At 69.0% G+C, this 26,336-nt stretch carries 23 protein-coding genes; 8 read left to right on the top strand and 15 right to left on the bottom strand.

Annotated elements, in window-relative coordinates; translation table 11 throughout:
* Window positions 1-8: 8 nt before the first annotated feature.
* Window positions 9-1,406, bottom strand: coding sequence for a PE-PPE domain-containing protein (locus N416_RS21220; protein WP_051190151.1), 1,398 nt, complete (start codon window positions 1,404-1,406; stop codon window positions 9-11).
* Window positions 1,407-1,934: 528 nt separating this feature from the next.
* Complete coding sequence (glnA, locus tag N416_RS0102400; protein ID WP_024440541.1) at window positions 1,935-3,371, bottom strand: type I glutamate--ammonia ligase; 1,437 nt, start codon at window positions 3,369-3,371, stop codon at window positions 1,935-1,937.
* Window positions 3,372-3,494: 123 nt separating this feature from the next.
* Here glnA and N416_RS0102395 point away from each other — a divergent pair, with 123 nt between their 5' ends.
* Window positions 3,495-3,965: an RDD family protein gene (locus N416_RS0102395; RefSeq protein ID WP_024440540.1), complete on the top strand. Its 471-nt coding sequence runs from the start codon at window positions 3,495-3,497 to the stop codon at window positions 3,963-3,965.
* A 34-nt stretch (window positions 3,966-3,999) separates the two neighbouring features.
* On the opposite strand, the gene N416_RS0102390 is transcribed toward N416_RS0102395, so the two are convergent.
* From N416_RS0102390 to sucB, 5 genes are read right to left on the bottom strand one after another with little or no spacing between them, the layout of a single operon-like run.
* On the bottom strand, window positions 4,000-4,752 hold the full coding sequence (locus N416_RS0102390; protein ID WP_024440539.1) for a DUF4191 domain-containing protein: 753 nt from the start codon (window positions 4,750-4,752) through the stop codon (window positions 4,000-4,002).
* A gap of 47 nt (window positions 4,753-4,799) precedes the next feature.
* Complete coding sequence (locus N416_RS0102385) at window positions 4,800-5,756, bottom strand: lipoyl synthase (protein ID WP_024440538.1); 957 nt, start codon at window positions 5,754-5,756, stop codon at window positions 4,800-4,802.
* Window positions 5,753-6,448, bottom strand: a complete 696-nt coding sequence (gene lipB, locus N416_RS0102380) for a lipoyl(octanoyl) transferase LipB (protein ID WP_024440537.1) — start codon at window positions 6,446-6,448, stop codon at window positions 5,753-5,755. Before lipB ends, N416_RS0102385 begins: the two co-directional genes overlap by 4 nt.
* A gap of 27 nt (window positions 6,449-6,475) precedes the next feature.
* A complete protein-coding gene (locus tag N416_RS0102375) occupies window positions 6,476-7,384 on the bottom strand; it encodes a TIGR01777 family oxidoreductase (RefSeq protein WP_024440536.1) in 909 nt (302 codons plus the stop codon).
* 42 nt (window positions 7,385-7,426) lie between these two features.
* Window positions 7,427-9,199, bottom strand: coding sequence for a 2-oxoglutarate dehydrogenase, E2 component, dihydrolipoamide succinyltransferase (gene sucB, locus N416_RS0102370; RefSeq protein WP_024440535.1), 1,773 nt, complete (start codon window positions 9,197-9,199; stop codon window positions 7,427-7,429).
* A 232-nt stretch (window positions 9,200-9,431) separates the two neighbouring features.
* Here sucB and N416_RS0102365 point away from each other — a divergent pair, with 232 nt between their 5' ends.
* On the top strand, window positions 9,432-10,334 hold the full coding sequence (locus tag N416_RS0102365; protein ID WP_024440534.1) for a hypothetical protein: 903 nt from the start codon (window positions 9,432-9,434) through the stop codon (window positions 10,332-10,334).
* A 19-nt stretch (window positions 10,335-10,353) separates the two neighbouring features.
* Here N416_RS0102365 and N416_RS0102360 read toward each other — a convergent pair whose 3' ends face one another.
* On the bottom strand, window positions 10,354-11,898 hold the full coding sequence (locus N416_RS0102360; protein ID WP_024440533.1) for a leucyl aminopeptidase: 1,545 nt from the start codon (window positions 11,896-11,898) through the stop codon (window positions 10,354-10,356).
* An 11-nt stretch (window positions 11,899-11,909) separates the two neighbouring features.
* Entirely contained in the window at window positions 11,910-12,998 is a 1,089-nt protein-coding gene (locus N416_RS0102355) for an adenylate/guanylate cyclase domain-containing protein (protein ID WP_024440532.1), read from the bottom strand.
* Window positions 12,999-13,024: 26 nt separating this feature from the next.
* On the opposite strand from N416_RS0102355, the gene gcvT reads away from it, so the two are divergent.
* Window positions 13,025-14,125, top strand: a complete 1,101-nt coding sequence (gene gcvT / locus N416_RS0102350; protein WP_369797565.1) for a glycine cleavage system aminomethyltransferase GcvT — start codon at window positions 13,025-13,027, stop codon at window positions 14,123-14,125.
* A gap of 23 nt (window positions 14,126-14,148) precedes the next feature.
* Window positions 14,149-15,255, top strand: coding sequence for a branched-chain amino acid aminotransferase (locus N416_RS0102345; protein ID WP_024440530.1), 1,107 nt, complete (start codon window positions 14,149-14,151; stop codon window positions 15,253-15,255).
* On the opposite strand, the gene N416_RS23080 is transcribed toward N416_RS0102345, so the two are convergent.
* From N416_RS23080 to N416_RS0102320, 5 genes are all read right to left on the bottom strand, one after another.
* Window positions 15,252-17,351: a hypothetical protein gene (locus N416_RS23080; RefSeq protein WP_024440529.1), complete on the bottom strand. Its 2,100-nt coding sequence runs from the start codon at window positions 17,349-17,351 to the stop codon at window positions 15,252-15,254. The two genes, N416_RS0102345 and N416_RS23080, sit on opposite strands and share 4 nt — an antisense overlap.
* Window positions 17,352-17,492: 141 nt before the next feature.
* Complete coding sequence (locus N416_RS23075; RefSeq protein WP_155943304.1) at window positions 17,493-17,663, bottom strand: hypothetical protein; 171 nt, start codon at window positions 17,661-17,663, stop codon at window positions 17,493-17,495.
* Window positions 17,664-17,788: 125 nt separating this feature from the next.
* Complete coding sequence (locus N416_RS0102330; protein ID WP_024440528.1) at window positions 17,789-18,523, bottom strand: adenosylcobinamide-GDP ribazoletransferase; 735 nt, start codon at window positions 18,521-18,523, stop codon at window positions 17,789-17,791.
* Window positions 18,520-19,578, bottom strand: coding sequence for a nicotinate-nucleotide--dimethylbenzimidazole phosphoribosyltransferase (gene cobT / locus N416_RS0102325; protein ID WP_024440527.1), 1,059 nt, complete (start codon window positions 19,576-19,578; stop codon window positions 18,520-18,522). Before cobT ends, N416_RS0102330 begins: the two co-directional genes overlap by 4 nt.
* Before the next feature lie 32 nt (window positions 19,579-19,610).
* A complete protein-coding gene (locus N416_RS0102320; RefSeq protein WP_024440526.1) occupies window positions 19,611-20,288 on the bottom strand; it encodes a DUF3043 domain-containing protein in 678 nt (225 codons plus the stop codon).
* Window positions 20,289-20,357: 69 nt separating this feature from the next.
* On the opposite strand from N416_RS0102320, the gene N416_RS0102315 reads away from it, so the two are divergent.
* The 3 genes from N416_RS0102315 to N416_RS0102305 all read left to right on the top strand — a co-directional run bounded on the left by N416_RS0102315 (window position 20,358) and on the right by N416_RS0102305 (window position 23,041).
* Window positions 20,358-21,485, top strand: a complete 1,128-nt coding sequence (locus tag N416_RS0102315; RefSeq protein ID WP_051190150.1) for a glycerate kinase — start codon at window positions 20,358-20,360, stop codon at window positions 21,483-21,485.
* Window positions 21,486-21,586: 101 nt separating this feature from the next.
* On the top strand, window positions 21,587-21,943 hold the full coding sequence (locus N416_RS0102310; protein ID WP_024440524.1) for an iron-sulfur cluster assembly accessory protein: 357 nt from the start codon (window positions 21,587-21,589) through the stop codon (window positions 21,941-21,943).
* 123 nt (window positions 21,944-22,066) lie between these two features.
* The gene (locus N416_RS0102305; RefSeq protein WP_024440523.1) at window positions 22,067-23,041 is read left to right on the top strand and encodes a carbohydrate kinase family protein; all 975 of its coding nucleotides are present in this window, start codon (window positions 22,067-22,069) and stop codon (window positions 23,039-23,041) included.
* Window positions 23,042-23,112: 71 nt separating this feature from the next.
* On the opposite strand, the gene asnB is transcribed toward N416_RS0102305, so the two are convergent.
* Complete coding sequence (asnB, locus tag N416_RS0102300) at window positions 23,113-25,059, bottom strand: asparagine synthase (glutamine-hydrolyzing) (RefSeq protein WP_024440522.1); 1,947 nt, start codon at window positions 25,057-25,059, stop codon at window positions 23,113-23,115.
* A gap of 193 nt (window positions 25,060-25,252) precedes the next feature.
* Here asnB and N416_RS0102295 point away from each other — a divergent pair, with 193 nt between their 5' ends.
* The gene (locus N416_RS0102295; protein WP_036457039.1) at window positions 25,253-26,335 is read left to right on the top strand and encodes a cytochrome c oxidase subunit II; all 1,083 of its coding nucleotides are present in this window, start codon (window positions 25,253-25,255) and stop codon (window positions 26,333-26,335) included.
* Window position 26,336: the final 1 nt, after the last annotated feature.

Here is a 26,336-nt window from a genome sequence, read left to right as displayed (position 1 = left end):
GACGGCGGTCAGAAGGAGATAAACGCCGACGCCAGGCTCAAGGCGCCGATTCCGAGTCCGGTGGTGATCAAGCCGACGTCAGCGGCGAGCGGCATCATCAGGGCATCGAGTAAGTCGCCAGAGGCGATCTCCTGCGCGAACAGGCTGACGTTGTAGGCCGGAAGTGTGGTCAGCAGGGCATTGACCAGATCGGCGATCGGCAGCAGGGCCGCATAGCCCCGTGCCAGGGCCGCGGAGAAGTCGTTGACCACATCGGCGAAGCCGCCGAGGGCATCCGCGCTGCTTGCCAAGGCTTCGGGCAGGCTCGGTAGCGAGCCAAGACCGCTGATGAAGTCCTGCCAGCCCTGCTGAACCCCGTCGCCCAGCGCCGTGAGGACCTCGCCCAGATCGAGGTCCGGGAACACCCCGAATGGTGTCGACAGGTCGGCCGGACCCGGGTCCCAGCCGTGTTCGATGTTGCCGTAGCCCAGGTTGATCAACACGCGTAGCGCCGGCTGCAGCAGATCGGCCAGCGGGTCGCCCAGGATCGGCAGGAAGCGCAGCGGCTCCAGCAACGGCAGATTCTCGGTGGGGATCATGAAGTAATCGGTGTTGCCGCCGTAGCCGTCCGACACCGGCATCAGGACGGCCTGGGCGATCTGCTCGTCGGACAGATTGGGGATGGTGCTGTGCACGAAAGCGATCCCCATGACCGCGTTGAGAACGGACAGGAAGTTGAGCGGGTAACGCGGGAAGTCCGAGAAGCCGTCGTATTCCATGTTGTACATAGCGGTGTCCCACGGGGTTTCCGACGGGGTAGCCCCGCTGAACGTCACGCCCATGCTGGGAACGGTCAACGGCGGCAGGCTCGGGTCTCCGAAGCGGGAGAGCAGACCTCCGTTGGGGTTGCTGGGATCGACCAACAGCACGAACGAGAGCTGATCGGACGTCGGGATCTGATCAGCCGGCAGCGCCAGCAGATTGCGCATCTCCAGTCCGGCCAGCGTTGCGCTCTGCGAGGCGCCGACCACGACGAGGTCGTGGCCCAAGGCGAGCCGCTCCTTGATGGTGGCGTCCAAGATTTGCACACCCTGTGCCAGGGACTGGTCGAGTACCAGAGACTTGGTACCGGTGATCGGATACAGGCCCTCCGGGGTGAAGAGGGGATGAACCGAGTCGAACGGGAAGATCGGCTGGCCGGGGAAGATCGGCGGGGAGGGCGTGAGGTAGCGCGAGGTGACGGCGTCGATGACCGCTTGGCTGGGGATCGGCATACCACTGCCGCCCATGCCCCACGCCTCGGTGCCGAGCAGGACCACCTGTGCGGAGACCGACTTGAGTCCTTGGGCCGCCACACTCGCGGGTAGGGCGGGACTGGCGATCAGCAGCGGCGCGAGGGCCAGCGGGAGCAATCTACGGTCAACCATGGGCGGTTCCTTTCATGGAAATCAGGCCCGTTTCGGTGGAAGATTACTGATCTCGCGATAAATTACAACGGATCAGTTCTAAGTTCAATCACATGTTTTGGTGGTTGGTAACGGCCGTTACCGGCGCATCTCTCTTGGCGGGTAGACCCGCCCCGGCAAAGGTCTGTGGCGGAATCGGCGGGGTCGCGGTGGGTCGGCTGGTGACCCTGCGGGGTGCGCGGTGTGGGAATCAAATCCCCTGTCCGTGAGCAGCTTTCGGCAATCGACGCAATCGGCATCCATGCTGTCCCGGCTCTTTCGGGACAGGCTAGTGCGCCTTCTCCAACTCCCGGCAAATACACAGAATTGCGCGGGTAATTCGCGGTCAGGCGTGCTCGTTGTTGGGTGGGTCGGGATCGCCTTTGAGGAGTTCTTCTCCGGTGGTGGGCGTGGTTGACCTGTGGTGGGGTGGTGCCGTAGGTCCAGCCGAGGCGTCCGGTGGTGGTCGGTGTGGTCGTGCGGATAGCCAGTCAGGCCAGCCAGCCCGACTCAGCAGTCGTAGTACAGCGCGAACTCGTACGGGTGCGGCCGCACGCTGATCGGGGTGATCTCGTGGTCGCGCTTGTAGCGGATCCAGTTCTCAATGAGGTCGGGGGTGAATACGCCGCCTTCGGTGAGGTATTCGTGGTCGGCCTCGAGGTTGTCCATCACCTCGGCCAGCGTGGTGGGGGCCTGCGGGATGTTGGCGGCCTCGTCCGGCGGCAGTTCGTAGAGGTCCTTGTCCACCGGTGCGGCCGGTTCGATCTTGTTCTTGATGCCGTCGATGCCGGCCATCAGCATGGCGGAGAACGCCAGGTAGGGGTTGCCGGAGGAGTCGGGGCAGCGGAACTCCAGCCGCTTGGCCTTGGGGTTGGTGCCGGTGATCGGGATGCGCACGCAGGCTGAGCGGTTGCGCTGGCTGTAGACCAGGTTGATCGGTGCTTCGTAGCCCGGGACCAGACGCTTGTAGGAGTTGATGGTGGGGTTGGTGAACGCCAGCAGGGAGGGCGCGTGGTGCAAGATGCCGCCGATGTAGTGGCGGGCAATATCCGACAGTCCGGCGTAGCCGGCCTCGTCATAGAACAGTGGCTGGCCGGCCTTCCACAGCGACAGGTGAACATGCATGCCGGAGCCGTTGTCGCCGAACAGGGGCTTGGGCATGAAGGTGACGGTCTTGCCGTTAGCCCAGGCGGTGTTCTTGATGATGTATTTGAACAGCATCACGTCGTCGGCGGCGTGCAGCAGGGTGTTGAACTTGTAGTTGATCTCCGCCTGCCCGCCGGAGCCGCATTCGTGGTGGCCGCGCTCCAAGGTGAAGCCGGCGTTGGCCAGGTTGGTGGTCATGGTGTCGCGAAGGTCGACGTACTGGTCGTTGGGGGCGACGGGGAAGTAGCCGCCCTTGGGGCGCGTCTTGTATCCGCGGTTGGCCCGTCCGTCGGCCTCGGTCGGCGAGCCGGTGTTCCACCAGCCCGAATCCGAGTCGACCTCGTAGAAGGTGCCGTTCATCTGCGAGTCGAATCGCACCGAGTCGAAGATGTAGAACTCGGCTTCGGCGCCGAAGTAGGCGGTGTCGGCGATACCGGTGCTGGTGAGGTAGTTCTCGGCTTTGCGGGCGATGTTGCGCGGGTCGCGGGAGTAAGGCTCGCGGGTGAACGGGTCGTGGACGAAGAAGTTGAGGTTCAACGTCTTTGCGGCCCGGAACGGATCGATCCGGGCGGTGGAGAAGTCGGGCAGCAGCATCATGTCGGACTCGTGGATCGACTGGAAGCCGCGGATCGAGGATCCGTCGAAGGCCAGCCCGTCTTCGAACACGCTCGCGTCCAGCGTGGACGCCGGGATCGACAGATGTTGCATCTGACCGGGCAAGTCGCAGAACTGGATGTCGATGTACTCCACGTTCTCGTCGGCGACGAGCTTGAGAATGTCGTCGGCCGTCTTGTCGGTCACAGAACTGTTCTCCTCCGCTGGTAGCCCCGGTCGGACCCTGAGGTTGCCGATCTTGACGTTACGCAACCACGGCCGGACCCTGCGACGCCGGGTCGGATTCGCCGCCCGCCTATCGTAGGGGCCATGAGCCGCACGTTCTCCTCGTGGCTGTCCGGGCCGGAGTCCGCCGGACCCAGTCACTCCGACAGCGCCCCCGGGCAGGGTTTGGGTCTGCCGCCCAGCGGCCCGGGCTCCCTGGCTCCGATGGGGCGCCGCATGGCAGCCCTGGCCCTCGATTGGATGGTGGGCTACGGATTGGCCGGGCTGGGCGTGGCAGCGGGCGTGGTGACGCCGGAATACCTGGCCACGGTGGTGCTGGGGATCTGGCTGGTCCTCGGGGTGGCCGCGGTGCGACTCTTCGGCTTCACTCCCGGCCAGTACGCCTGCGGGCTGCGGGTGGTCCCCGTCGACGGCCCCGGCTTGGGCGTGGGCGTCGGCCGCGCCGTGATCCGCGGATTGTTGATCGCGCTGGTGGTCCCGGCATTGTTTGCCGACGCCGACGGCCGTGGCCTGCAGGACCGGGCCACCGCAACCGCCGTGGTGCGCAGCCGCTGAGCCGGGTCAGCGCAGGGTCAACGGTCTGATTCGACTAGCGCCGGCGCACCGCGCGCTGGACGCCACGCACCTTCGCGCCGCCGGGCAGCGGGCCCTTGGGCATGGCCGCGGTTCCGGTACGCGAACCCAGCGCGGCCAGCCGCGACTCCAGCGATTCCATCTGCTTGGTGGTGATGTTGGCCGGCAGCTTGGTCAGGTAACGCTCCAGCTTGGCCAGCGGAACCTCGCCGTCGCCGCTGCCCACCACCACGTCATAGATCGGTACGTCGCCGACGAGCCGGGCGGTGCGCTTCTTCTCCTGAGCCAGCAGCGGCTTGAGCCGGGAGGGCGACCCCTCGGCGACGAAGATGATGCCCGGCCGCCCGATCACTCGATGCACGGCGTCGAGCTGGCCGGTGGCCGACACCCCCGGGGTCACCCGCCACTTACCACGCAGATTGTCCAGCGCCCACGCCGCAGCCCCGGCCTGACCCTCGGCCTTGAGGTAGACCGACCGTTGCGCGCGCCGGCCGAAGATGATGAACGCCACCAGGGCGCCGAGCACCAGGCCGAGCGGGATCGTCGTCACCTTGGCGAACGTGCCGCCGTTGAGCGCCAGCGCCGTCGTGACCCCGGCGACCAGCACGAAGGCGCCGGCCATGTAGGGCACCAGCCGCTTGTCCTCTTTGCGCTGCAGCTGGAAGGCCTGCCACAGCTGGGTGCGGCGCTGCTTGCTGGCGGCCTTGCGGGTGGCTTTCGCTTCCGCCCGGGCAGCCTTGTTCTCGGTGGTGGTGCGCGGTCTGGGCATAGTCACCAAGGATACCCAGCGGGGCTTACCGCCGGCCGGGGCGTCAGTCAGCCGGGGGCGACGGCGGGGGCCTGTTGGCGGCGGGCCCGGTTTTCCAGCGCCTGCTGGTAGAGCCGCCCGGCCCGATACGACGAGCGCACCAGCGGCCCGGACATCACTCCGGCGAAGCCCAGCTCCTCGGCATAGCGGGCGTGCTCGACGAACTCCTCGGGCTTGACCCATCGGTCGATCGGATGGTGCCGCTCGGTGGGGCGCAGGTACTGGGTGATGGTGACCAGCTCGGCGCCGGCGTCGTACAGGTCGGCCAGTGCCGCGCGGATCTCTTCGGGGGTCTCGCCCATGCCCAGAATGAGATTGCTCTTGGCCACCAACCCGGCATCACGGGCCTGGGTCAGCACGTCAAGGCTGCGCTCGTAGCTGAAGCCGGGCCGGATCAGTCTGAAGATGCGCGGAACGGTTTCGACGTTGTGCGCCAGCACTTCCGGGCGGGATTCGAATACTTCGCTCAAGAGGTCGGGCCGTCCGCCGAAGTCGGGGATCAACAGCTCGACACCGGTTGACGGGTTGAGGGCCTTGATGGCACGCACCGTCTCGGCGTAGAGCCAGGATCCCTGATCGGGCAGATCGTCGCGGGCGACACCGGTGACCGTCGAATACCGCAGCCCCATGGACTGCACGCTCTCGGCCACCCGGCGCGGCTCGTCGCGGTCCAGCTCGGGCGGCTTACCCGACTTGATGAGACAGAACGAACAGTTGCGGGTGCAGACCTCGCCGCCGATCAGAAAGGTGGCCTCCCGGTCTTCCCAACACTCGTAGATGTTGGGGCAGCCCGCCTCCTCGCACACCGTGTGGAGCTTTTCCTGCTTGACCAGAACCTTGAGCTGGGTGTAGCTCGGACCCATTCGGGCGCGGGTCTTGATCCACGGGGGCTTGCGTTCGATCGGAGTTTCGGCGTTGCGTGCTTCGGCACGGCTTAACCTACGGCCTTCCGGGGCGGCACTCACCTGTTCGATGTTACGCGCGGACCGGAATGCTCGCGCACCGGCAGCACGCCGTCGAGCGCATCGACGACCGCTCTGGCCACGGCTTGCCGAACATCCTCGACGCCGGTCACAAAGCCCAGCTCGGCCGAGAGTGATGTCACACCCGCGTCGGTGATCCCGCACGGCACAATCGAGCCGAACGCACTGAGATCACAATCACAATTGAGCGCGAACCCATGCAATGTGGTGGCGCGGGCCACTCGGACGCCGATCGCGGCGACCTTGCGGGCGGGCCGGCCGCCGCCCGGCGGCAGCCATACCCCGGACCTGCCGTCTATCCGAACCGTATTGAGACCCAATGTGTTACACACCTCGATGAGTGACTCTTCAAGGCGTCGAACGTAATTCACCACGTCCAAAGGTTCGGCGAGGCCGATCACCGGATAGCCCACGAGCTGGCCGGGACCGTGCCAGGTGATCTTGCCGCCCCGGTCGGTGTCGACCACCGGGGTGCCGTCCATCGGGCGTTCCTGCGGCTCGGTGCGGCGTCCGGCGGTATAGACCGGGGGATGCTCCAGCAGCAGCAGAGTGTCGGGACCACCGGCCGACCTGGCGTCGGCCAGTTCGCGTTGTAGTCGCCAGGCTTCGCCGTAGTCGACGGTGCCCAGCTGGCGCACCTCGATCGGCGCGGCGCTGGAGCGGATGGACACCATGTTCGCAGGCTACTCGGCGCCGGGCTTCTACAGCGGGGTCGGCCGGGAGGTGGCGTAGGCCAGGGCCTCGCCGACGGTGTGATGGGCAAACCGGAAACCGGCCTGCTCCAACTTGGCGGGAATGGCGCGCTGGCCGGTCAGGAGGCTGTCGGCGAACTCGCCGAGCCCGGCACGGACCGCGAAAGCCGGGAGCAACATCGGGGTCGGGCGGTTAACGGCCCGTCCGAGTGCCGCGGTGAACTCGGCGTTGGTCACCGGTGCCGGACCGGTCAGATTCACCGGTCCCGACAGCGTGTCATGCGAGATCGCGAACAGCAGTGCCCGCACCTCGTCTTCCATGCTGATCCACGACATGTACTGGCGGCCATTGCCGATCCGGGCGCCGAGTCCGAGGGAGAACAGCGGGCGCAGCCGGCCCAACGCGCCGCCTGATCGCGACAGCACGATGCCGGTGCGGGCCAGTACCACCCGGGCGCCCGAGGCTTGGGCCGACGCGGTTGCACCTTCCCAGTCCTCGGCGAGCTGGGCCAGGAAATCGGTTCCAGCCGAGGCGGACTCGTCGACGGTGCGGTTGCCGGTGTCGCCGTAATAGCCGACCCCGCTGGCATTGACCAGCACCGGTACGCCGGCCTCGGCCACTGCGGTCGACAACACCTCGGTCGGGGCGATCCGGCTGTCGCGCAGACTCTGCTTGAATGCTCCCGACCAGCGGCGGTTGCCGACGCCGACGCCGCACAGATTGACCACGGCGTCGACTCCGGCCAGCGCGCCCACGTCGATCTGACCGGCGTCGGGATCCCACTGCAGCTCGCCGGCATTGGCCGGTGCCCGCCGCACGATCCGCAACACCTGGTGATTGTCGGCGCGCAACGCCGACACCAGAGCCGAGCCGATCAGCCCGGACGAGCCGGCGATCGCGACGATGGGGTTGCTCACAGCTGAATCCTCTTGCAGCTCTTTGGAATGCCCCAGGCGCTGTTACAGACCCAGGTCCGCCTCGAACGCGCCTTCTTCGAGTCGGTTCTTGATCGTGGTGACGAACCGCCCCGCGTCGGCACCGTCGATCAAACGGTGGTCGTAGGTCAGCGGGAGGTAGGAGACCGAACGCACGCCGATCGACTCGTTGCCGGCCTCATCGACGATGACCCGTGGCCGTTTGACGATGGCGCCGGTGCCCAGCATGGCGGCTTGCGGCGGAACGAGGATCGGGGTGTCGAACAGTGCGCCCTGACTGCCGATGTTGGTGATCGTGAACGTGCCCCCGGACAGCTCGTCGGGCTTGAGGTTGCCCGAGCGTGCCCGGGCGGCGATGTCGGAGATCGCCCGCGCGAGTCCGGCCAGCGAGAGATCACCGGCGTTGTGGATCACCGGGGACAACAGTCCCTGCTCGGTGTCCACCGCGAAGCCGAGATGCTCGGCGTCGTAGTAGGTGATCTCCCCGGCGTCTTCGTTGTAGCTGGCGTTGACGTTCGGATGGGCCTTGAGGGCGTCGATCACGGCGCGGGCGATGAACGGCAGGTAGGTCAGGTTGACCCCCTCGCGCTCAGCGAAGTCCGCCTTCGCCCTGGCCCGCAGCGCCACGATCTTGGTCATATCGACCTCGTGGGTCTGGGTGAGCTGCGCAGTGGCCTGCAGGGATTCGCGGGTCTTCTTGGCGGTGATCTGACGGATCCGGTTGGCCTTGGCAGTGGTGCCACGCAGGTGTGCCAGCGCCGAGGCGGGTGCCGCGGCAGCCGGGCGCGGAGCGGCCGGGGCGGCCGGAGCGGCCGGGGCGGCGGGCGCCTTCTGCTGCTCGGCGAAGGCCAGGACGTCCTGCTTGCGGATTCTTCCGCCGACCCCGGTGCCCGTGACCTGGCCCAGGTCGACGTTGTTGTCGGCGGCGAGCTTGCGCACCAACGGCGTCACATACCGTGCGGCGTCGCCGGCCGGGGCCTCGGCAGCCGCGGGCTGCGCCGGCGCGGGCCTGGCCTCGGGTGCCGGCGCCGGGGTGGGCTCGGGCTTGGCCTGCGCGGCGGGTTCGGGGGCCGCGGGAGCAGGCTCGGGCTCAGGTGCGGGCGCTGCCGGCTCGGGTGCGGGAGCCGCCGCTGCGGGGGTGGGGGCCGGCTCAGGTGCGGAAGCCGCCGGCGCACCCGAACCGATTCTGGCCAGTTCGCCGCCGACCTCGACGGTGGTGTCCTCCTCGGCGGTGATCGACAGCAGGGTGCCGGCGACCGGGGAGGGGATCTCAGTGTCGACCTTGTCGGTGGAGACCTCCACCAACGGCTCGTCGACCTCGACGGTGTCGCCGACCTGCTTGAGCCAGCGCGTCACGGTGCCTTCGGTGACCGACTCACCCAGCTCGGGCATCAGCACCGGGGTGCCGTCTCCGGCGGGTGCCTCCTGGGCAGCGGGTGCCGCTGGAGCATCGGACGGGGGAGCCGCCGGGGCGGGCGCTTCGGCAGCGGGAGCCTGCTCGGCGGGCTCGGCCGCCGGTGCCGACGCGGCGTCGCTGCTCTCGCCATCGCTGCTTTCGCCGGCCTCGCCGATCAGGGCCAGCTCGCCGCCCACCTCGACCGTGGTGTCCTCACCGGCGATGATCTTGGTCAGCACACCGGCCACCGGTGACGGGATCTCGGTGTCGACCTTGTCGGTGGAAACCTCCAGGAGTGGCTCGTCGACCTCGACGGTGTCGCCTTCCTGCTTGAGCCAGCGGGTCACCGTTCCCTCGGTGACGCTCTCACCGAGGGCGGGCATCTGGACTGAGAAGGCCATCGTTGTTGACTCCTCGCTCGATCGGTCGCTGCACGTCGTTTCCTGGATACCACGTCAGTGGTGGGGCGAGGGCGGTGTCCAGGTGGACTGTCGAAAACCATCCTGTCATTGCGGCGTCGTCGGCACACATCGAGGTGGCGGTCGAAGGGCTCTCGACGCCGTCGGGTATGGCGCACCGCAGCGTCCCTCAAAGCACTACTGCGGCCGCTTCAGCGTCACTAATATCTCGCGGGTGCCAACTGAGCAGATCGCTGCAGCCTGCGAGCTGTGGACCGGCTTCGATGTCTCGATCGTGGCCCGCAACTATGCCCAACTAGCCGGTTTGCTGGCCGGTTTCGCGTTCGTTGTCATCAATTTGGTGCTCGATCGTGCGTATCGGCGTCGCAGCGACGGTCATGCGCCGGACCCGCGCGAGGTCGAGCACGAGACCCTTACCGGGGTCGCGCTGATGAACGCATTTCTGGGGCTGTTCCTGACGGCGGTGCAATACAGCCTGCTGGCCGGCGAACAGGGATGCGCGGTGGTCAGCGGTCGGGCCACATCCGCAGAACTGTTGGGCGGCATATCATTTGTGGCCTCGCTCTATATTCTGCTGTACGCCGTAGTGCAGTTCGTCTCGGGTAGCGCAGGCACACTGATCAGACATTGCGTGTTCATCGTGGCGGTCCTGGTCCCGCCGATCGCGGTGTTCTTCGTGGAGGCGACGCTGGCCGACCTGGCGCTCGCACTCGGTGACCCGCAGACGCATCAGCCATTGCAGCCGCTGTGGGACGACGCCAACCGACTGTCGGTGCCCATCACGGTCGCCGTCGCCGCGGCCTGTGCGATCGGTTGGTTCCTGGGACGGGCACGACGGCGCAGCGAATCGCCGATCGGGCCCATGGCCGGCCGCATCCGGACCGCGTTCCCGTACTTGAGCACCGTGGTGATCGTCGCGGCGATCACCCGCTCAATGGCGGCGCTGCCGAAAACCGATGTGGCATCTCACCTGGACGCGACGGAGTCCTGGCTCTGGGTTGCCGTGTTCGCCGTGTTGATGTTGGTGCAAAGTGCGGCGCTGTCGTTTCAACAGGGCGTCGAAAACCCCGCGAGGCCGCCCCGGCCGGTGCGCAACGCCCAGAGCGCGGAGGAATAAGCCTGACGCCGGCCGTCGGTTATCCGTTCGCGGCGATGTCTTCCAGCACCGCGAACATGGTGCGGGTCGGCACCCCGGTGCCGCCCTTGGGCGTGTAGCCCCAGGCGCTGCCGGAGTTGTAGGCCGGCCCCGCAACATCGATGTGGACCCAGTCGACACCGTCGGCCACGAACTCACGCAGGTACACCCCGGCAACCAACATGCCGGCGAAACGCTGACCACTGACGTTGGCGAGGTCGGCCACCGTCGACTTCAGGTCCTCTTTGAGCTCGTCGGGCAGTGGCATCGGCCAGCCGTTCTCGCCGACGGCCTGCGAGATCGCCGCCACTCGGTCGCGGAACTCGTCTGAGCCCATCACCCCGGGGATGCGCGCGCCCAGCGCCACCGTCTGCGCGCCGGTCAGCGTCGAGGTCTCGATGAGATAGTCCGGGTTGTCCTCGCAGGCCCGCACGATCGCGTCGGCCAGGATCAACCGGCCCTCGGCGTCGGTGTTGAGTACCTCGACGGTGGTGCCGCCGTACTGCGTGAGCACGTCGCCCGGGCGCTGCGCGGTGGACGACGGCATGTTCTCGGCCATCGGCACGGTCGCGGTCACATCGATCGGCAGCCCGCGACGGGCGGCCAGCACCACCGTCGCGATCACCGCAGCCGCTCCGCCCATGTCGGACGTCATGTGGTGCATCGAGGCGGCCGGCTTGATCGAGATGCCACCGGTATCGAAGGTGATGCCCTTGCCGACCAGCGCCACCTTCTTCGCGCTTTCCGGCTTGTCGAGCAGGCGTGATCCGTGGTGGACCAACCGCACCAGACGGGGCGGGCGCGAGGAGCCCTGTCCCACCCCGATCACTCCGCCGTAGCCGGCCTCGGCGAGCGCCTGTTCGTCGAGCACCTCGACCTCCAGGCCGGCCGACTCGCCCAGTGCTTTGGCGCGGTCGGCGAATTCGGCTGGAAACAGGTGGCTGGGCGGGGTGTTGACGAAGTCGCGCGCGGTGGCTACCGCGGCGGCGATCTCGGCGCCGCGCGCCGCCTGTGCCTCGGCGTCGGTCGCGGTGGACAGCACGGTCACCGCCCGCAGGCCCGGTTCCTTGGGGGCGGTCTTCTCGCTGCGGAACGTGGTGAATCGGTAGCCGCCCAGCAGCAGCCCCTCGACACCGGCGGCCAGCACCCCGTCACCGGGTAGTCCGCTCAGCATGCTGATCACCGCGGCGGTGCCGTTGAGTGAACGCGCCGCATTTCCGGCGGCCCGGCGGACGGTGTCGGCCGGCCAGGACTCACGCGGCTTGCCCAACCCGACGGTCACCACGCTGGCCACCGGAAGCGACGCCACCAGCAGCCGGTTCACCTGCTCGCTGCCGCCCTTGGCGCCGAGGGCGCGCAGTCCCGCCTCGATCTCGGCAATCGCCTCGGCGGGCAGCGCCGGCTCAGTCGTCGCGACCGAGGCGCCGGATTCAGAATCCTCACCGGCCGAGACGACCGGCACGATCAGCACGGCCTCATCGGCGTTCGCGGGCAGCGAGGCGGCGACGGTGACGGAAGGGGCGGGGTGTCCGGGTTCGGTGCTCACAAGCACTCACCCTAACGATCCGGGTTCGGGTGCAATTGGTATGCCGGGACGGGTTGGTCGAAACCCTTGAGCGTCAACGGTTCCTGAAGTGTGGCCGGCCACTCGGGGAGTTGGTCACGGACGCAGGTCGAGGCCAGCACCTGCCTGGGTGTGGCCGCGTCCACCAGACGCGCGGCCAGATTGACCGGGGTCCCGAAGTAGTCACCGTTGATCGCCACCATCTCGCCGTAGGCCACCCCGGCGCGCACCTGCAATCCGGCTTTGCGGGCCTTGGGATGGTCGACAAGGTCGATCGCCGCCCTGGCCAGCAATTCTCCGGTCGCACTCACCCACATCACCGCGTCGCCGATGAACTTGACCACTCGCCCGCCGTCGCAATGCACCACGTCGGCGACGGTGCCGGCGAAGTCGGTGAGCAGCGTGGCCAGCTCCGCGGACGTGAGGACTTGAGTCAGCGCGGTGAAACCGGTCAGGTCGGCGAACCCGACACCGCACATCAGGCTGGCCGCCGGCCCACCGGCCAGCCCCTCGAGGAATGTCCGGTGGCTGACCTGATGCTGGCGGTGGACGGCGTCGATCATCGCGCCGATGCGCGGGATATAGGCCGCAACCGAGCGCCAGGCCCGCGCGGTACGTAGCTCGTCGCGGGTGTGACCCAACCACATGTCGGGCTCGCTGAGCCGGATCATCGACGACTCGGCCTCAGCCAGCCGCGCCATCGTCGCGCCCAGCACCCGCAGGAAGCCGTCTACCGGTTCGCCGAGGTAGGACCGCATCTGCACCCAGGTGGCCAACCCGTCCACGTCGGCCTGGCTCAGCGCGGGGGTGTCCGGGCTAGGAACACTGAGCCCGAGCATTCGCCAGGCCTGGGCGACGTCGTCGAGGGGGACGCCCAGTGCTTCGGCGGCGGTGCGCAGCGTGTAGTCGGGCGGACCCGAACGCCCGACCGCGTCACCGGCCAGGCCGAACAACCGGCCCCGGCGTTCGGCGTCGGCCATCTCTTCGGTGCTGAACCCGAGGCCGTGGAGGTATTCGACCAGGCCGGCACGGTCCCTGGCGTCAGCGATACCGGCAGCTTCGAGCGCATCCCAATCGACCATTCACACCAGTGTGCCGATTAGGGTGGATCGACGTGAGCGAACTGCAACACGGACCCCTGGAAGACCACCATCGCGCACTGGGCGCCAGCTTCGCCGAGTTCGGCGGGTGGCTGATGCCGGTGTCCTACGCCGGCACCGTCGCCGAGCACAATGCCACCCGCGCCAGCGTCGGGCTGTTCGACGTCAGCCATCTGGGCAAGGCGACTGTTCGTGGTGCGGGCGCGGCCGCCTTCGTCAATGCGACGCTCACCAACGACCTGGCCAGAATCACGCCGGGGCAGGCCCAATACACCTTGTGCTGCAACGAATCTGGTGGCGTTATCGACGACTTGATCGCCTACTACGTCGCCGACGACGAGATCTTTCTGGTGCCCAATGCCGCCAACACCGCGGCCGTGGTGGCCGTGCTGCAGGAGGTGGCGCCGGCCGGGGTGACGATCACCGACGAACATCGTTCGCGCGCGGTGCTGGCCGTGCAGGGCCCGCGATCGGCCGAGGTTGTGGCGGGTCTCGGCCTGCCGACCGAGATGGACTACATGGCGTTCGCCGACGCCGCCTACGCCGGCGTGCCGGTGCGGGTGTGCCGGTCCGGCTACACCGGTGAACACGGCTATGAGCTGCTGCCGGACTGGGACTCGGCGGGGGTGGTGTTCGACGCGCTGGTAGAGGCCGTGCGGGCGATCGGCGGTGAGCCGGCCGGCCTGGGTGCCCGCGACACGTTGCGCACCGAGATGGGTTATGCGCTGCACGGCCATGAACTGTCGCCGGCCATCTCACCGCTGCAGGCCCGTTGCGGGTGGGCGATCGGCTGGAAGAAGGAATCGTTCTTCGGCCGCGACGCACTGCTGGCGGAGAAGGCGGCCGGTCCCGCGCGGCTGCTGCGGGGGCTGCGCGCCACGGGTCGGGGAGTGCTGCGTGCCGACCTGGCCGTGCTCGACGGTGACCGCCGGGTCGGGGTCACCACCTCGGGCACGTTCTCGCCGACGCTGAAGGCCGGCATTGCGCTGGCGCTGATCGATGTAGATGCGGGTATCGAGGACGGCGCCCAGCTCACCGTCGACGTGCGCGGTCGCGCCGTCGAATGCCAGGTGGTGACGCCGCCGTTCGTCACGGCAAAAACCCGCTAGCGCACCGGTTATACAATCGCTGCATGACGAGCAGCCTCCTCGAGTTCCATGTGTCGGTCACCGCAAACCCGACGCCGGACGAGGTGCGCGAATCCATTTTGGCGGAGCCGGGTTTCGGCAAGTACCACACCGACCACATGGTGTCGATCGACTACACGGTGGACGCGGGTTGGCACAATGCGCGGGTCATTCCCTACGGACCCATCGAACTGGACCCGTCGGCCATCGTCCTGCACTACGCGCAAGAGGTGTTCGAAGGGCTCAAGGCCTACCGGTGGAGCGACGGGTCGATCGTCTCTTTCCGGCCCGAGGCCAATGCCGCGCGGATGCGGGCCTCGTCGCGACGGCTGGCCATTCCGGAGCTGCCCGACGAGCTGTTCATCGAGTCGTTGCGGCAGCTGATCGCCGTGGATGGCGCCTGGGTGCCGGAGGCGGGCGGCGAGGAGTCGCTGTACCTGCGGCCATTCGTCTTCGCCACCGAGCCGGGCCTGGGGGTCCGTCCCGCCAACGAGTACCGCTGCCTGGTGATGGGCTCACCGGCCGGCGCGTACTTCAAGGGCGGGATCAAGCCGGTGAGCGTGTGGCTGTCGACGGAGTACGTGCGGGCCTGCCCCGGCGGCACCGGCGCGGCCAAGTTCGGCGGTAATTACGCGGCATCACTGGTCGCGCAGGCCCAGGCCGCCGACAACGGCTGCGATCAGGTGGTGTGGCTGGATGCGGCCGAGCGGCGCTATGTCGAAGAGATGGGCGGGATGAACCTGTTCTTCGTGTTCGGCACCGGTGGCTCGGCGCGCCTGGTCACTCCTGAGTTGTCCGGCTCGCTGCTGCCCGGTATCACCCGGGACTCCTTGCTGCAGTTGGCAACCGATGCCGGGTTCAGTGTCGAAGAACGCAAGATCGATGTCAGTGAATGGCAGAAGAAGGCCGCCTCGGGGGAGATCACCGAGGTCTTCGCCTGCGGGACGGCTGCGGTCATCACCCCGGTGTCACAGGTCAAATCCGCCGAAGGCGAATTCACCATCGCCGACGGTCAGCCCGGCGAGGTCACCATGGCGCTGCGGGACACTCTGACCGGTATTCAGCGCGGTACCTTCGCCGACACCCACGGCTGGATGGCCCGGCTGGATTAGCCCGGCACTCCCGGTGTGCCGGGTGTGCCGTCGGCGCCGCCTGGTCCGCCATCACCGCCGGAGGCACCCGCGCCGTCGGTGACGGTTTGGCCCGCGCCGCCCACACCGCCGCTGCCGTCCGCGCCGGGGTGGGCGACCCCGCCGGCCCCGCCGGTGCCGCCGAACCCGCCGGTGGCGGTGCCCGCGGCGGCAGTGGTCGCATCGCCGCCGGCGCCGCCGTCACCGCCCACACCGCCGGTGCCATCGTTGTAGCCGTCGGCTCCCGCGTCGACGAAGCCGTCGGCGGTGCCGCCGACACCACCCGTACCGCCGCCGCCGCCGATGGCGCCTTGCCCGATGACGACGGAGCTGCCGCCGGTGCCGTCACCGCCCACGCCCCCTGCACCGCCTTCGCCGCCCGTGCCGACATTGAAGGCGACGCCGCCGGTCCCGCCGTCTCCACCGCGACCTCCGATGCCGAAACCGCCGCCGACGGCACTGATTCCGCTACCGGACCCGCCGACCCCGCCAACCCCACCGTCCCCGCCGGTGCTGCCGGCGCCGATGCCGCGGCCGCCCTCGCCGCCAGTCCCGCCGGCGCCGCCCACCCCTGCCAGGCGGCCGGTGATGTCGAGGCCGCTGCCGGTGCCGCCGGCACCGCCCGCACCACCCGCACCACCAGTACCGCCGTCACTGCCGACGCCGCCACCACCACCGCCGCCGCCGGCAGTGGTCCCGGAAGAGGCGGCGGCCCCGAGGCCACCCACCCCGCCCGTGCCCCCGCCGTCGGCGCCGCCGTGACCACCGTTGCCGCCGGCACCGGTGCCGGCGACGCCGAACCCCGATGTCCCACCGGCGCCGCCGGCGGCACCGATCGCGCCGCCACTGCCGCTGCCGCCTGCGCCCCCGTCGCCGCCCGCTCCACCGACTTCACCGAAGCCGCCCCATCCACCGCCGTTGCCGCGACCCGCCGAGTAGCCGGCGACGCTGGCGTCGCCACCGTCACCGCCGCGGCCGCCGGATCCGCCGGTCCCGGAGTACCTGTCGAAGAGGTTGCTCCCGCTGCGTCCGCCGCCCCAGCCGACCCCGCCATCGCCGCCGTGACCGGAGGTGGTCCCGCCGTTGCCGCCGTTGCCGCCGTTTCCACCAGCCCCGCCGCCGCCGCCCGCGCCGGTCACGGCGGCGCCGCCGTTGCCTCCCAGGCCGCCGTAACCTCCGTCACCACCGGTACCGGCGGCGCCTGCGGACCCACCGTCACCGCCGTTGCCGCCGGCTCCGCCGATGCCCCCGTCACCGACGAGGGCGAAGGTACTTCCTCCGTCGCCGCCGTACCAGCCGTCGCCGCCCACACCGCCGGCCGCTCCGTCGCCGCCGTCCCCGCCGCGCCCGCCTGCTCCGCCATTGCCGAACAGCCAACTCACCGCGTCGCCGCCGTCGCCGCCATGACCGCCGTCGAAGCCGGCGGCCCCGTTTCCGCCGCCGCCGCCATCGCCGCCGTGGCCCATGAAGATCCCGCCGTTGCCGCCGTCGCCGCCGTCGCCGGGATAGTCGCCGGAGCCGGGCCCACCGCCGTAGCCGCCGGCGCCACCGTTACCGAAGAACCCGGCGTTGCCGCCATTGCCGCCCCAACCGCCGACAGCGGTGCCACCGTGTCCGCCGTCGCCGAACCACAGCCCACCGTCGCCGCCCACGGCCTGTTCGTTGGTGCCGCCGCTGACGCCGTCGGCGCCGTTGCCGATCAGCAGCTGGCCGTTGCCGAAGAGGGTGTTGATCCAGGTGCTGGCCTCGATGCCGGATGGGGTGGCCAGCCAGGCTTGGCCGGCGTCGTGGATCGGGGTGTAGATCCAGGTGTCGAACAGTTCGGCCAGGGTGGGATCGGTGTCGGCGGCGGCCGGTGAGAGCCCGAGGTACGCCAGGTCCAGGTCGGCGTTGTTCTCCACGCCCAGCCACGACCAGCTGGCCGGATCGAACAGGTCGACGATCCAGTCGAACGGGTCCGCCTGGGCCGGTGCGGTGCCTACCGGTCCCAGGCCGAATGCCAAGACCGCGCCGGCTGCGCTACCGAGCCCGACCAGCCGGACGACGTGGTGTTGTTTGCTGTTGCGCTGACCAGACATGATGCATTCCCTTTGCAAGCCCTGGTGATCCGATAAGCACAGACGCTATGACGCCCGGCAAGGAGGGCATGCAGTAGTCGACTACTGCATTTCGGGGCACGGGCAGGCGGCGGGGGCGCAGCGTCGCGTGCCGGGGAAGAGTCAGGTCACCGGGTTCGGCGGAAGGTCCGCGTCGGCCACCAGCGGCCAATCCTGGGACACCCGCTCGCAACAGGCGAGGTAGTCGTCGTCAACGTCGTCGTCAACGGTGCCGTCGGTCATCGCCTTGCGTGATTCCCGACTCCGCTTGCTATAGCTCTGATGGCGCGTCATCCAGCGTCCTCCCCCGGACCACGATGCTAATGGACGCCGCAATTTTCACAACCGTCATCTGGGTATAACACATAATGGCGGAGAAATGTCCAGGAGTCCGGAAAAAATGCGAAAAGAAGAAGCGGTCAACCGGCGGTCAGTGCGACGAGCGCTACCGTGGCCAGCGTTGTCGTCCACTCGATCACGGCCCCCAGCACATCGCCGGTGATACCGCCCAAGCGGCGCACGCAGTGCCTGACCAGCAGCGCGCTGCAGCCCAGGGCCAGTGCGACGGCAACCGGCCCATGCCACGGCGCCGCGCCGACAGGTATCGCCCCGGCGAGCAGTGCCGCCACCCAGGCGGCCGCAACCGGCAGCGGCTGACTGCCCGCCACCGTGGCGCCCAGCATGCTTCCGGCCGCGGACGGCACCGCGCGCCGGCAGGCCAACACCGCAGCCACCCGGCCCGCGCAGACCGCGAGCCCGATCTGTGCCGCGCTCAGCATCGGGAAAGTCGTCGCCTGCAGGCCGATCACCAGCACCACCGCGACCACCCCGAACGGGCCGGTCGAACCCTCGCGCATCACCTGCAGCGCCTGCGCTGCGGGCCGCGAACACCCCAACCCATCGGCCGTGTCGGCCACTCCGTCGATGTGCAGCCCCCGGGTGGCGGCCAGCAGTGCCGCCACGGCCAGCAGGCCGGTCACCGGGCTGCCCGGGCCGAATGCGTAACCACCGGCCCACACCACGGCCGCGGCCAGCGCGCCCAGAGCAGCGCCGACAACCGGGAACGCGGTCATCGCCCCGCGGCCTGGCGGCCGGCCGGCCGGAACGGGAAGAATCGTCCCGAACGCGAAAGACGCTGCCAGGGAAGCGATCACGATGATCGGTCGCTGACGCCGGCCTCATCGAAGGTCGCCATCGACGACAACGCCGCGATAGCGGCGCGCAACACCGGCAATGCAACCGCGGCGCCGGTGCCCTCGCCCAATCGCATCTGCAGGTCCAGGATCGGCTCGAGGCCCAGCGCCGCACAGGCCAGCGCGTGCGCCGGCTCCGGCGAGCGGTGACCGGCCTGCCACCAGGCCCGGGCCCCCGGTGCCAGCCGGTCGGCCACCAGAGCGGCCGCCGTCGACGCCAGCCCGTCGAGCAGCACCGGGGTGCGCCGCACCGCGGCCTGGGCGCAGAACCCCGCCAGCGCCGCGAAGTCGGCGCCACCGCAGCAGCGCAGGAGCGCAACCGGATCGCCGTGCTGCGGCCGGGACCGGAAGAGGGCGTCGCGCACCGCCGCGGTCTTGCGCGCCCAGCCGGCGTCATCGATGCCCGTCCCGTGACCCACGACATCGGCGGGTTCGGCGCCGGTGAGCGCGGCGATCAAAGTCGTTGCGACCGTGGTGTTCCCAATCCCCATATCGCCGGGAATGAGCAGATCAGCGCCGCTGTCGACCTCCTCGTCGGCGATGCGCCGACCTGCCTCGACCGCGGCCAGGGTCTGCTCGGCGGTCAGGGCGTCCTCGCTGGTGATGTCGCCGCTGCCGCGGCGCACCTTGTAGGCACTGGCCTCGGTCGGCATCGCGGGGGAGTCGGTCGCACCATCATTGACGGCCATGTCCACCACCCGCACCCCGGCCCCGCCGATCGCGGCCAGCGCGTTGATGGCCGCCCCGCCGCGGTCGATGTTGGCGACCATCTGCGCCGTCACCTCGGCGGGGTAGGCCGACACCCGGCTCTGGGTTACGCCATGGTCACCGGCGAACACCACAATGCGGACGCGCTCGAACTGTCGGGGCGGACACTGCCCTTGGCAGGCCGCCGCCCACACCGACAGGGCCTCCAGGCGGCCCAGCGAACCCGTGGGTTTGGTCAGCGAGTCCTGCCGGGCCCGCGCCGCTGCCGCCACCGTGGCATCGGGTGGGCTGACCGGCGGGAAATCCACGGAATCCAAGGTTTGTCTGCCGCGATTCAGGCTCAGTCGAGGCGCTCGCCGCGCCGCACCTGCGGGCGCGGTGCCCGCATGCGGCGCAGCGTGGATGCGCGGCTGGCGGCGTACAGCCCCAGCTTCCAACGGCTTTCGACATTGTTGGGGAACTTGGCGTCGGCCATCCGGCCGGCCTTGCGGGCAACCAACACCCCGTCGACGGCCATCAAGACCATCAGCAGCATCATCGCCGGCGAAATGTAGTACTGGACCTGCGGGACCGCCATCATGATGAACATCAGCCCCAGCGCGACCGGCATGAACAGGCCCAACAGGTTGTACCGGGAGTCGACGATGTCGCGAACGTAGCGGCGCACCGGGCCGCGGTCGCGTTCCAGCAGCGCGGACTCGTCGCCGGACAGCATCCGTGCGCGGCGGTCGGCCATCCGCTCACGGCGCTCGGCCTTCGCGAGCCGGCGCTCCTCCTTGCTCAGCTTGGGGCCGGCCAGCGACTTGCGCCGGGCCCGCGCCTCCGCGGAGGTCATCGGTGCCGGCGCCACCGGGCCGCGGCGCTTGGCTGCGGCGCTGCGCTTCGGGGTCGGCCGGCCCTTGGGCGCGGTGACCCCGCCACGAGCGGCGCCCACAGACTCGTCGCCGTCGACAGAGACGGCGGAGACCACGGGCTCAGCGGACTGAGCCTCGTCTTTTCTACGCCCCGGCACCTTCACGCCCGCCAGATTACTTGCCCGGTCCGCCCGGCTTGCGGTGCCGTCCGCGCGGCTCGATACGCTGCACAGATGGCTGATCACCCGGGTTCCGGCGGCTCGGCCGGACCTCGGGCGCGGATGCTTCGGGTGCTCATCGCGCCGGACTGTTTCGGCGAGACTCTGACCGCGGTGCAGGCCGCCGCCGCCATCTCGACGGGCTGGCATCGCAGCCGGCCGCAGGACCGGCTGGCGATCGCACCGCAGTCCGACGGGGGCCCGGGCTTCGTCGCGGTGCTGGCCACCGCGCTGGGCACGCTGCAGCAGACACGGGTCAGCGGACCGCTGGATGACCCGGTCGACGCCGAGTGGGTCTGGGACGCGACAACCAGCACGGCTTATCTGGAATGCGCCCAAGCCTGCGGGTTGGGAGTGCTCGGCGAACCACCGTCGTCCCGGACGGCGCTGCTCGCCCACAGCATGGGGGTGGGACAGCTCGTCGCCGCGGCGCTGGCGGCCGGGGCGCAGCGAATCGTCGTCGGGCTCGGCGGCAGTGCCTGCACCGACGGTGGTCGCGGCATGGTCGATGAACTGGGCGGCCTGGCCGCGGGACGCCGACGGCTCGCCGGAGTCGAGTTGGTCGCCGCGTGCGACGTGGAACATCCGCTGCTGGGCCCGTGGGGCTCGGCCCGCGTGTTCGGGCCGCAGAAGGGCGCCGACGCCGCCACGGTCGCGGTCCTCGAGAGCCGGCTGGCCGCGTGGGCGACCGAACTGGACGCCGCGGCCGGATGGGAGGCCAGCGCCGCGTCGGGCGCCGGGGCGGCCGGGGGAATCGGAGCCGCCATGCTGGCCCTGGGCGGCACCGTCGAATCCGGGTCCGCGATCGTGGCCCGCCACACCGGTTTGGAGGCAGCGCTCGCCGACGCCGACGTCCTGGTCACCGGCGAGGGCCACTTCGACCAGCAGTCACTGCACGGAAAAGTGGTCGGTTCGCTGGCGGCCGCGGCCCGGGCGCGGGAGATGCCGCTGCTGGTGCTGGCCGGACAGATCAGCCTGGACGAACCCGCACTGCGGTCGGCCGGGGTGGTGGCCGCCCGGGCGATCGCCGACTACGCCGGCTCCGTGCGGCTGGCCCTGGTTGACGCGGCCAACCAGCTGATCGGGCTGACCAGCGTGACGGCGGCACAGATCGGTGGCCGTCCTGCGGCTTCGCCGGGGTGATAGGGAACACGTTGGCGCAGGGTATCGTTGTTCTGGTGGGTTCGAGCGCCTCGAGTCGAGGCCGGACCCGCCCCCATGAACAACCGCAATAGGGAGACGCAATGACTGTTCAGGATCAGTCGACCACCGAGTCTCACGGCGTGGTCTTGACCGATGAGGCTGCGGCCAAGGTGAAGGCGCTGCTGGAACAGGAGGGTCGTGACGACCTGACCCTGCGGATCTCGGTCCAGCCCGGCGGCTGCGCGGGCCTGCGCTACAACCTGTTCTTCGACGACCGCAGCCTTGACGGTGACGTGGTCGCGGAGTTCAACGGCGTCACGTTGACCGTGGACCGGATGAGCGCGCCATACCTGCAGGGCGCCGAGATCGGCTACGCCGACCAGATCGACAAGCAGGGCTTCACCATCGAGAACCCCAACGCCGGCGGCTCGTGCTCGTGCGGCGACTCGTTCAACTGAGCACCTGATTTCACCTGAACGCCGGGGGTTTTGTGCTGCCCGGCGGCGAACCGGTGGTACCGGGCCGCTACCGTGGGTACCCACATCCAGGCCCAACGGTGACGATATGAGGGGGATTGTTCAGTGACGATTGCGGTGACCGGTTCGATTGCGACCGACCATCTGATGCGCTTTCCGGGTCGGTTCTCCGAGCAACTGCTGGCCGATCACCTGCAGAAGGTTTCGCTGAGCTTCCTGGTCGATGGCCTGGTGGTGCACCGGGGTGGCGTGGCGGGCAACATCGCCTTCGCCATCGGCGTGCTCGGCGGTGACGCCGCCCTGGTCGGCGCCGCCGGTGCTGACTTCGCCGACTATCGCCAGTGGCTGGTCTCGCACGGGGTCAACTGCGACCACGTGCTGACCTCGACGACCGCGCACACGGCCCGGTTCGTCTGCACCACCGACCAGGACATGGCCCAGATCGCGTCGTTCTATCCGGGCGCGATGTCGGAGGCCCGCAACATCTCGCTGGCCCAGCTTGTCGAGGCCGGCGGGAAGCCGGAACTGGTGATCGTCGGAGCCAATGACCCCGAGGCGATGTTCTTGCACACCGAGGAGTGCCGCAAGCTGGGACTGGCGTTCGCCGCCGACCCGTCACAGCAGCTGGCCCGGCTCACCGGTGAGGAGATCCGCAAGCTCATCGACGGTGCCGACTACCTGTTCACCAACGACTACGAGTGGGACCTGCTGCTGTCCAAGACCGGCTGGACCGAGGCCGAGGTCATGAAGCAGGTCGGCCTGCGGGTGACCACCCTGGGCGGCGACGGCGTCGACATCGTCTCGCCGGGCGGTTCCCGCATCCACGTCGGCGTGGTTCCGGAGAAGTCCCAGACCGACCCGACCGGGGTCGGCGACGCGTTCCGCGCCGGCTTCCTCACCGGACGCAGCGCCGGGTTGAGCCTGGAGCGGTCCGCGCAGCTCGGCTCGCTGGTGGCGGTGCTGGTGCTGGAGTCCACCGGAACCCAGGAATGGGTATGGGACCGTGCCGCCGCGGTGAGCCGGCTGGCGGATGCCTACGGCGACGCGGCCGCTGCCGAGATCGACGCGGCGCTCACCTGAATCTTGCCGAGCAGACGCAAAGGCCCCCTATTCATGCCGAATCAGGGGGCTTTTGCGTCTGCTCGCGGAGGTTAAAGCCGCACGGGATAGTCCGGCTCCCGGATGGTCGGCACCACGGTGTGCTCGACGAAGATGGCGTGCCACAGCATGAAGATCAGCACGGTCCAGAGCCGACGGCTGTGATCGGCGGTGCCGACGCGGTGCTCGTCGAGCATCGTGCGCACCGCGGCGACATCGATCAGGTGGTCGGCGCCGGTGGCGTCCACCGTGGCGTACGCCCACTCCAGCAACTCACCGGCCCGCAGCCAGTGCCGCAGCGGCACCGGGAAGCCGAGCTTGGGGCGGTGCAGTACATGCGCCGGAATGATCGGCTCCAGCGCACGGCGCAGCGCGTACTTGGTGGTGGTGCGGGTGATCTTGGCCGACACCGGCAGGCGCGACGCCACCGCGAACACCTCGGGGTCCAAGAACGGCACCCGCAGCTCCAGTGAATTGGCCATCGTCATCTTGTCGGCCTTGACCAGGATGTCGCCGCGCAGCCAGGTGAACAGGTCGATGTGCTGCATTCGGGCCACCGGGTCCCAACCGGCGGATTCGGCGTACACCGGGGCGGTGACGTCGGTGTGGGTCCAGTCGGGGGAGAAGCCCGGCAGCACCGCACGCAGTTGCTCGTCCGAGAAGCTGCGTGCGTTGCCGTAGTAGCGCTCTTGCAGCGAGAGCGACCCGCGGTGCAGCAGGCTCTTGCCACGCATTCCCTCGGGCAACGGCCGCGACGCCTTGCCCAGGGATCGGCGCACCGGTGCCGGCAGGTAATCGAACGGTCGCAGCGACAGCGGCTCTCGATAGATCGTGTAGCCGCCGAACAATTCGTCGGCGCCTTCGCCGGAGAGCACCACCTTGACGTGCTTGCGGGCTTCGGCGGCGATGAAGTACAGCGGGACCAGGGCGGGGTCGGCGACCGGGTCGTCGAGGTACCAGACGATCTCGGGCAGGGCCGCGACGAACTCGGCCGGGCTGACCACCTTGACCACGTGCCGGGCACCGATCGCCTCGGCGGAGGCCGCGGCGACGTCGACCTCGGAGAAGCCCTCCCGCTCGAACCCGGTGGTGAAGGTGATCAGTTTGGGGTTGTGGCGCATCGCCAGTGCCGCGATCGCGGTGGAGTCGATCCCGCCGGACAGGAACGCGCCGACGGTGACGTCGGCCCGCATGTGTTTGGCGACCGAATCCTCCAGGACGGCGGTGATCTCGTCGTAGCGCGCCTGCTCGGTGTCGCGGGTGATCGGGGTGGCGTCGAACCGCGGCCGGAAGTAGCGGGTGGCCTCCGGAGTGCCTCCGGGCCGAATCCGGGCGTAGCAACCCGATTCCAGCCGGCGTATGCCGAGGTGCAGCGTCTCCGGTTCCGGCACGTACTGCAGCACCGTGTAATGCTGCAGAGCGCGGGCGTCGATGGAGGTGTCGAAGCCGACCACGTCGGCGAGGTCCAGCAGGCACTTCTTCTCGCTGCCCACCACCGTGCCGCCCGGGCCGGACGCCACGAACAGCGGCTTGATCCCGAACGGGTCGCGGGCGCAGAACAGCTCGCCGGCCACGGTGTCCCACACCGCGAAGGCGAACATGCCGCGCAACCGCGACAGCACCTCGGTGCCCCAATAGTGGTAGCCCGCGACGATCGCCTCGCCGTCGCCGTCGGTGGCGAACACCGCACCGTGCTCGGCGGCCAGCTCTTCGCGCAGCTCCAGGTAGTTGTAGATCTCGCCGTTGAACACCAGTTCGTAGCGCTCCGGCGCCTCTGGCGGACCCCACCGCATGGGCTGGTGCGAATGGGCGATGTCGATGAACGACAGCCGGTTGAACCCGAACACCACCCGGTCGCCGGCCCAGATGCCGCCTGGCTCATCCGGGCCGCGGTGGCGCATCAGGTGGGTTGCGCGCGATACCGCGTCGGCGACTTCGGCCACATCGGGGCCGGGTGTTGTGCCGGCCGGGGCACACACGAAGGCCAGCAGTCCACACATCGGGTCCCAGTATGCCGCACCGGTATCGGCGCTGAACTGCGAAGGCCCATGTAGGCCCGCGCAGAACCGGTGGAGTCAGCTGAGGCGGTCAACACACAGGGTGGCCAACCGGCAGGTACATCGAACCTCGGTGATCCGGGTGGTCTACGCTGCGTAGTATTCGACTGCTCCGCCGGGTCAGTCGGCCCGTTCTGTGACTCGAGGAGGCACCAACGTGACACGTCGCGGGCAGGGCGTTGCACATCGCCGTCTGCGTCGACCGCTGACCGCGGTCAGCGTGCTCGGACTGCTGGCGGTGACGCTCAGCGGTTGCAGCGTCGATTGGACCGATGTGGTCGGCTTCGGCTGGCCCAAGGGCATCACGCCGGAGGCTGAGGCCAACTACCAGCTGTGGATCGGCATGGTCATCGCTTCGGTGGTGATCGGTGGGCTCGTCTGGGGAATGATCTTCTGGTCGATGATCTTCCACCGCAAGAAGGCGACCGACACCGAGCTGCCGCGCCAGTTCGGCTACAACATGCCGCTGGAGCTCGGACTCACCGTCCTGCCGTTCCTGGCCGTCGCGGTGATCTTCTACTTCACCGTCGTCGTGCAGGAGAAGATGCTGCACCACGAGCCCAACCCCGAGGTGGTCGTCGACGTCACCGCCTTCCAGTGGAACTGGAAGTTCGGTTACCAGAAGGTCGACTTCCACGACGGCACCATCCGCGGCTACGACGGATCGGACCCGGATCGCAAGGCGGATATGGTCTCCAAGCCCGAGGGCGTGGACGCGCACGGCGAGGAACTGGTCGGGCCGATCCAGGGACTCAACGCCGAGGACCGCACCTACCTGAACTTCGACAAGATCGAGACGGTGGGCACCACCGGCGAGATCCCGGTGCTGGTGCTGCCCAGTGGCAAGCGTATCGAGTTCGTGCTCAACTCGGCCGACGTCATCCACTCCTTCTGGGTGCCCGAGTTCCTGTTCAAGCGTGACGTCATCGCCTGGCCCGAGCGCAACAACCAGGTGAACACCTTCCAGGTCGCCGAGATCACCAAGGAAGGCGCGTTCGTCGGCCACTGCGCCGAGATGTGCGGCACCTACCACGCGATGATGAACTTCGAGGTCCGGGTGGTCTCGCCCAATGACTTCAAGGCCTATCTGGACCAGCGCATCGCCGGGAAGACCAACGCCGAGGCGCTGGAGGCAATCGGACAGGACCCACTGGCGACCACCACGTTCCCGTTCGACAGCCGCCGTGGCCTGCTAGCCCCGCAAGCCAGCAACAAGTAGG

This window comes from Mycobacterium sp. UM_WGJ, assembly GCF_000455125.1.
Classification (GTDB): Bacteria; Actinomycetota; Actinomycetes; order Mycobacteriales; family Mycobacteriaceae; genus Mycobacterium.
The sequence above is the reverse complement of the archived record's forward strand: the minus strand, read 5'-3'. Positions and strand labels throughout refer to the sequence as shown.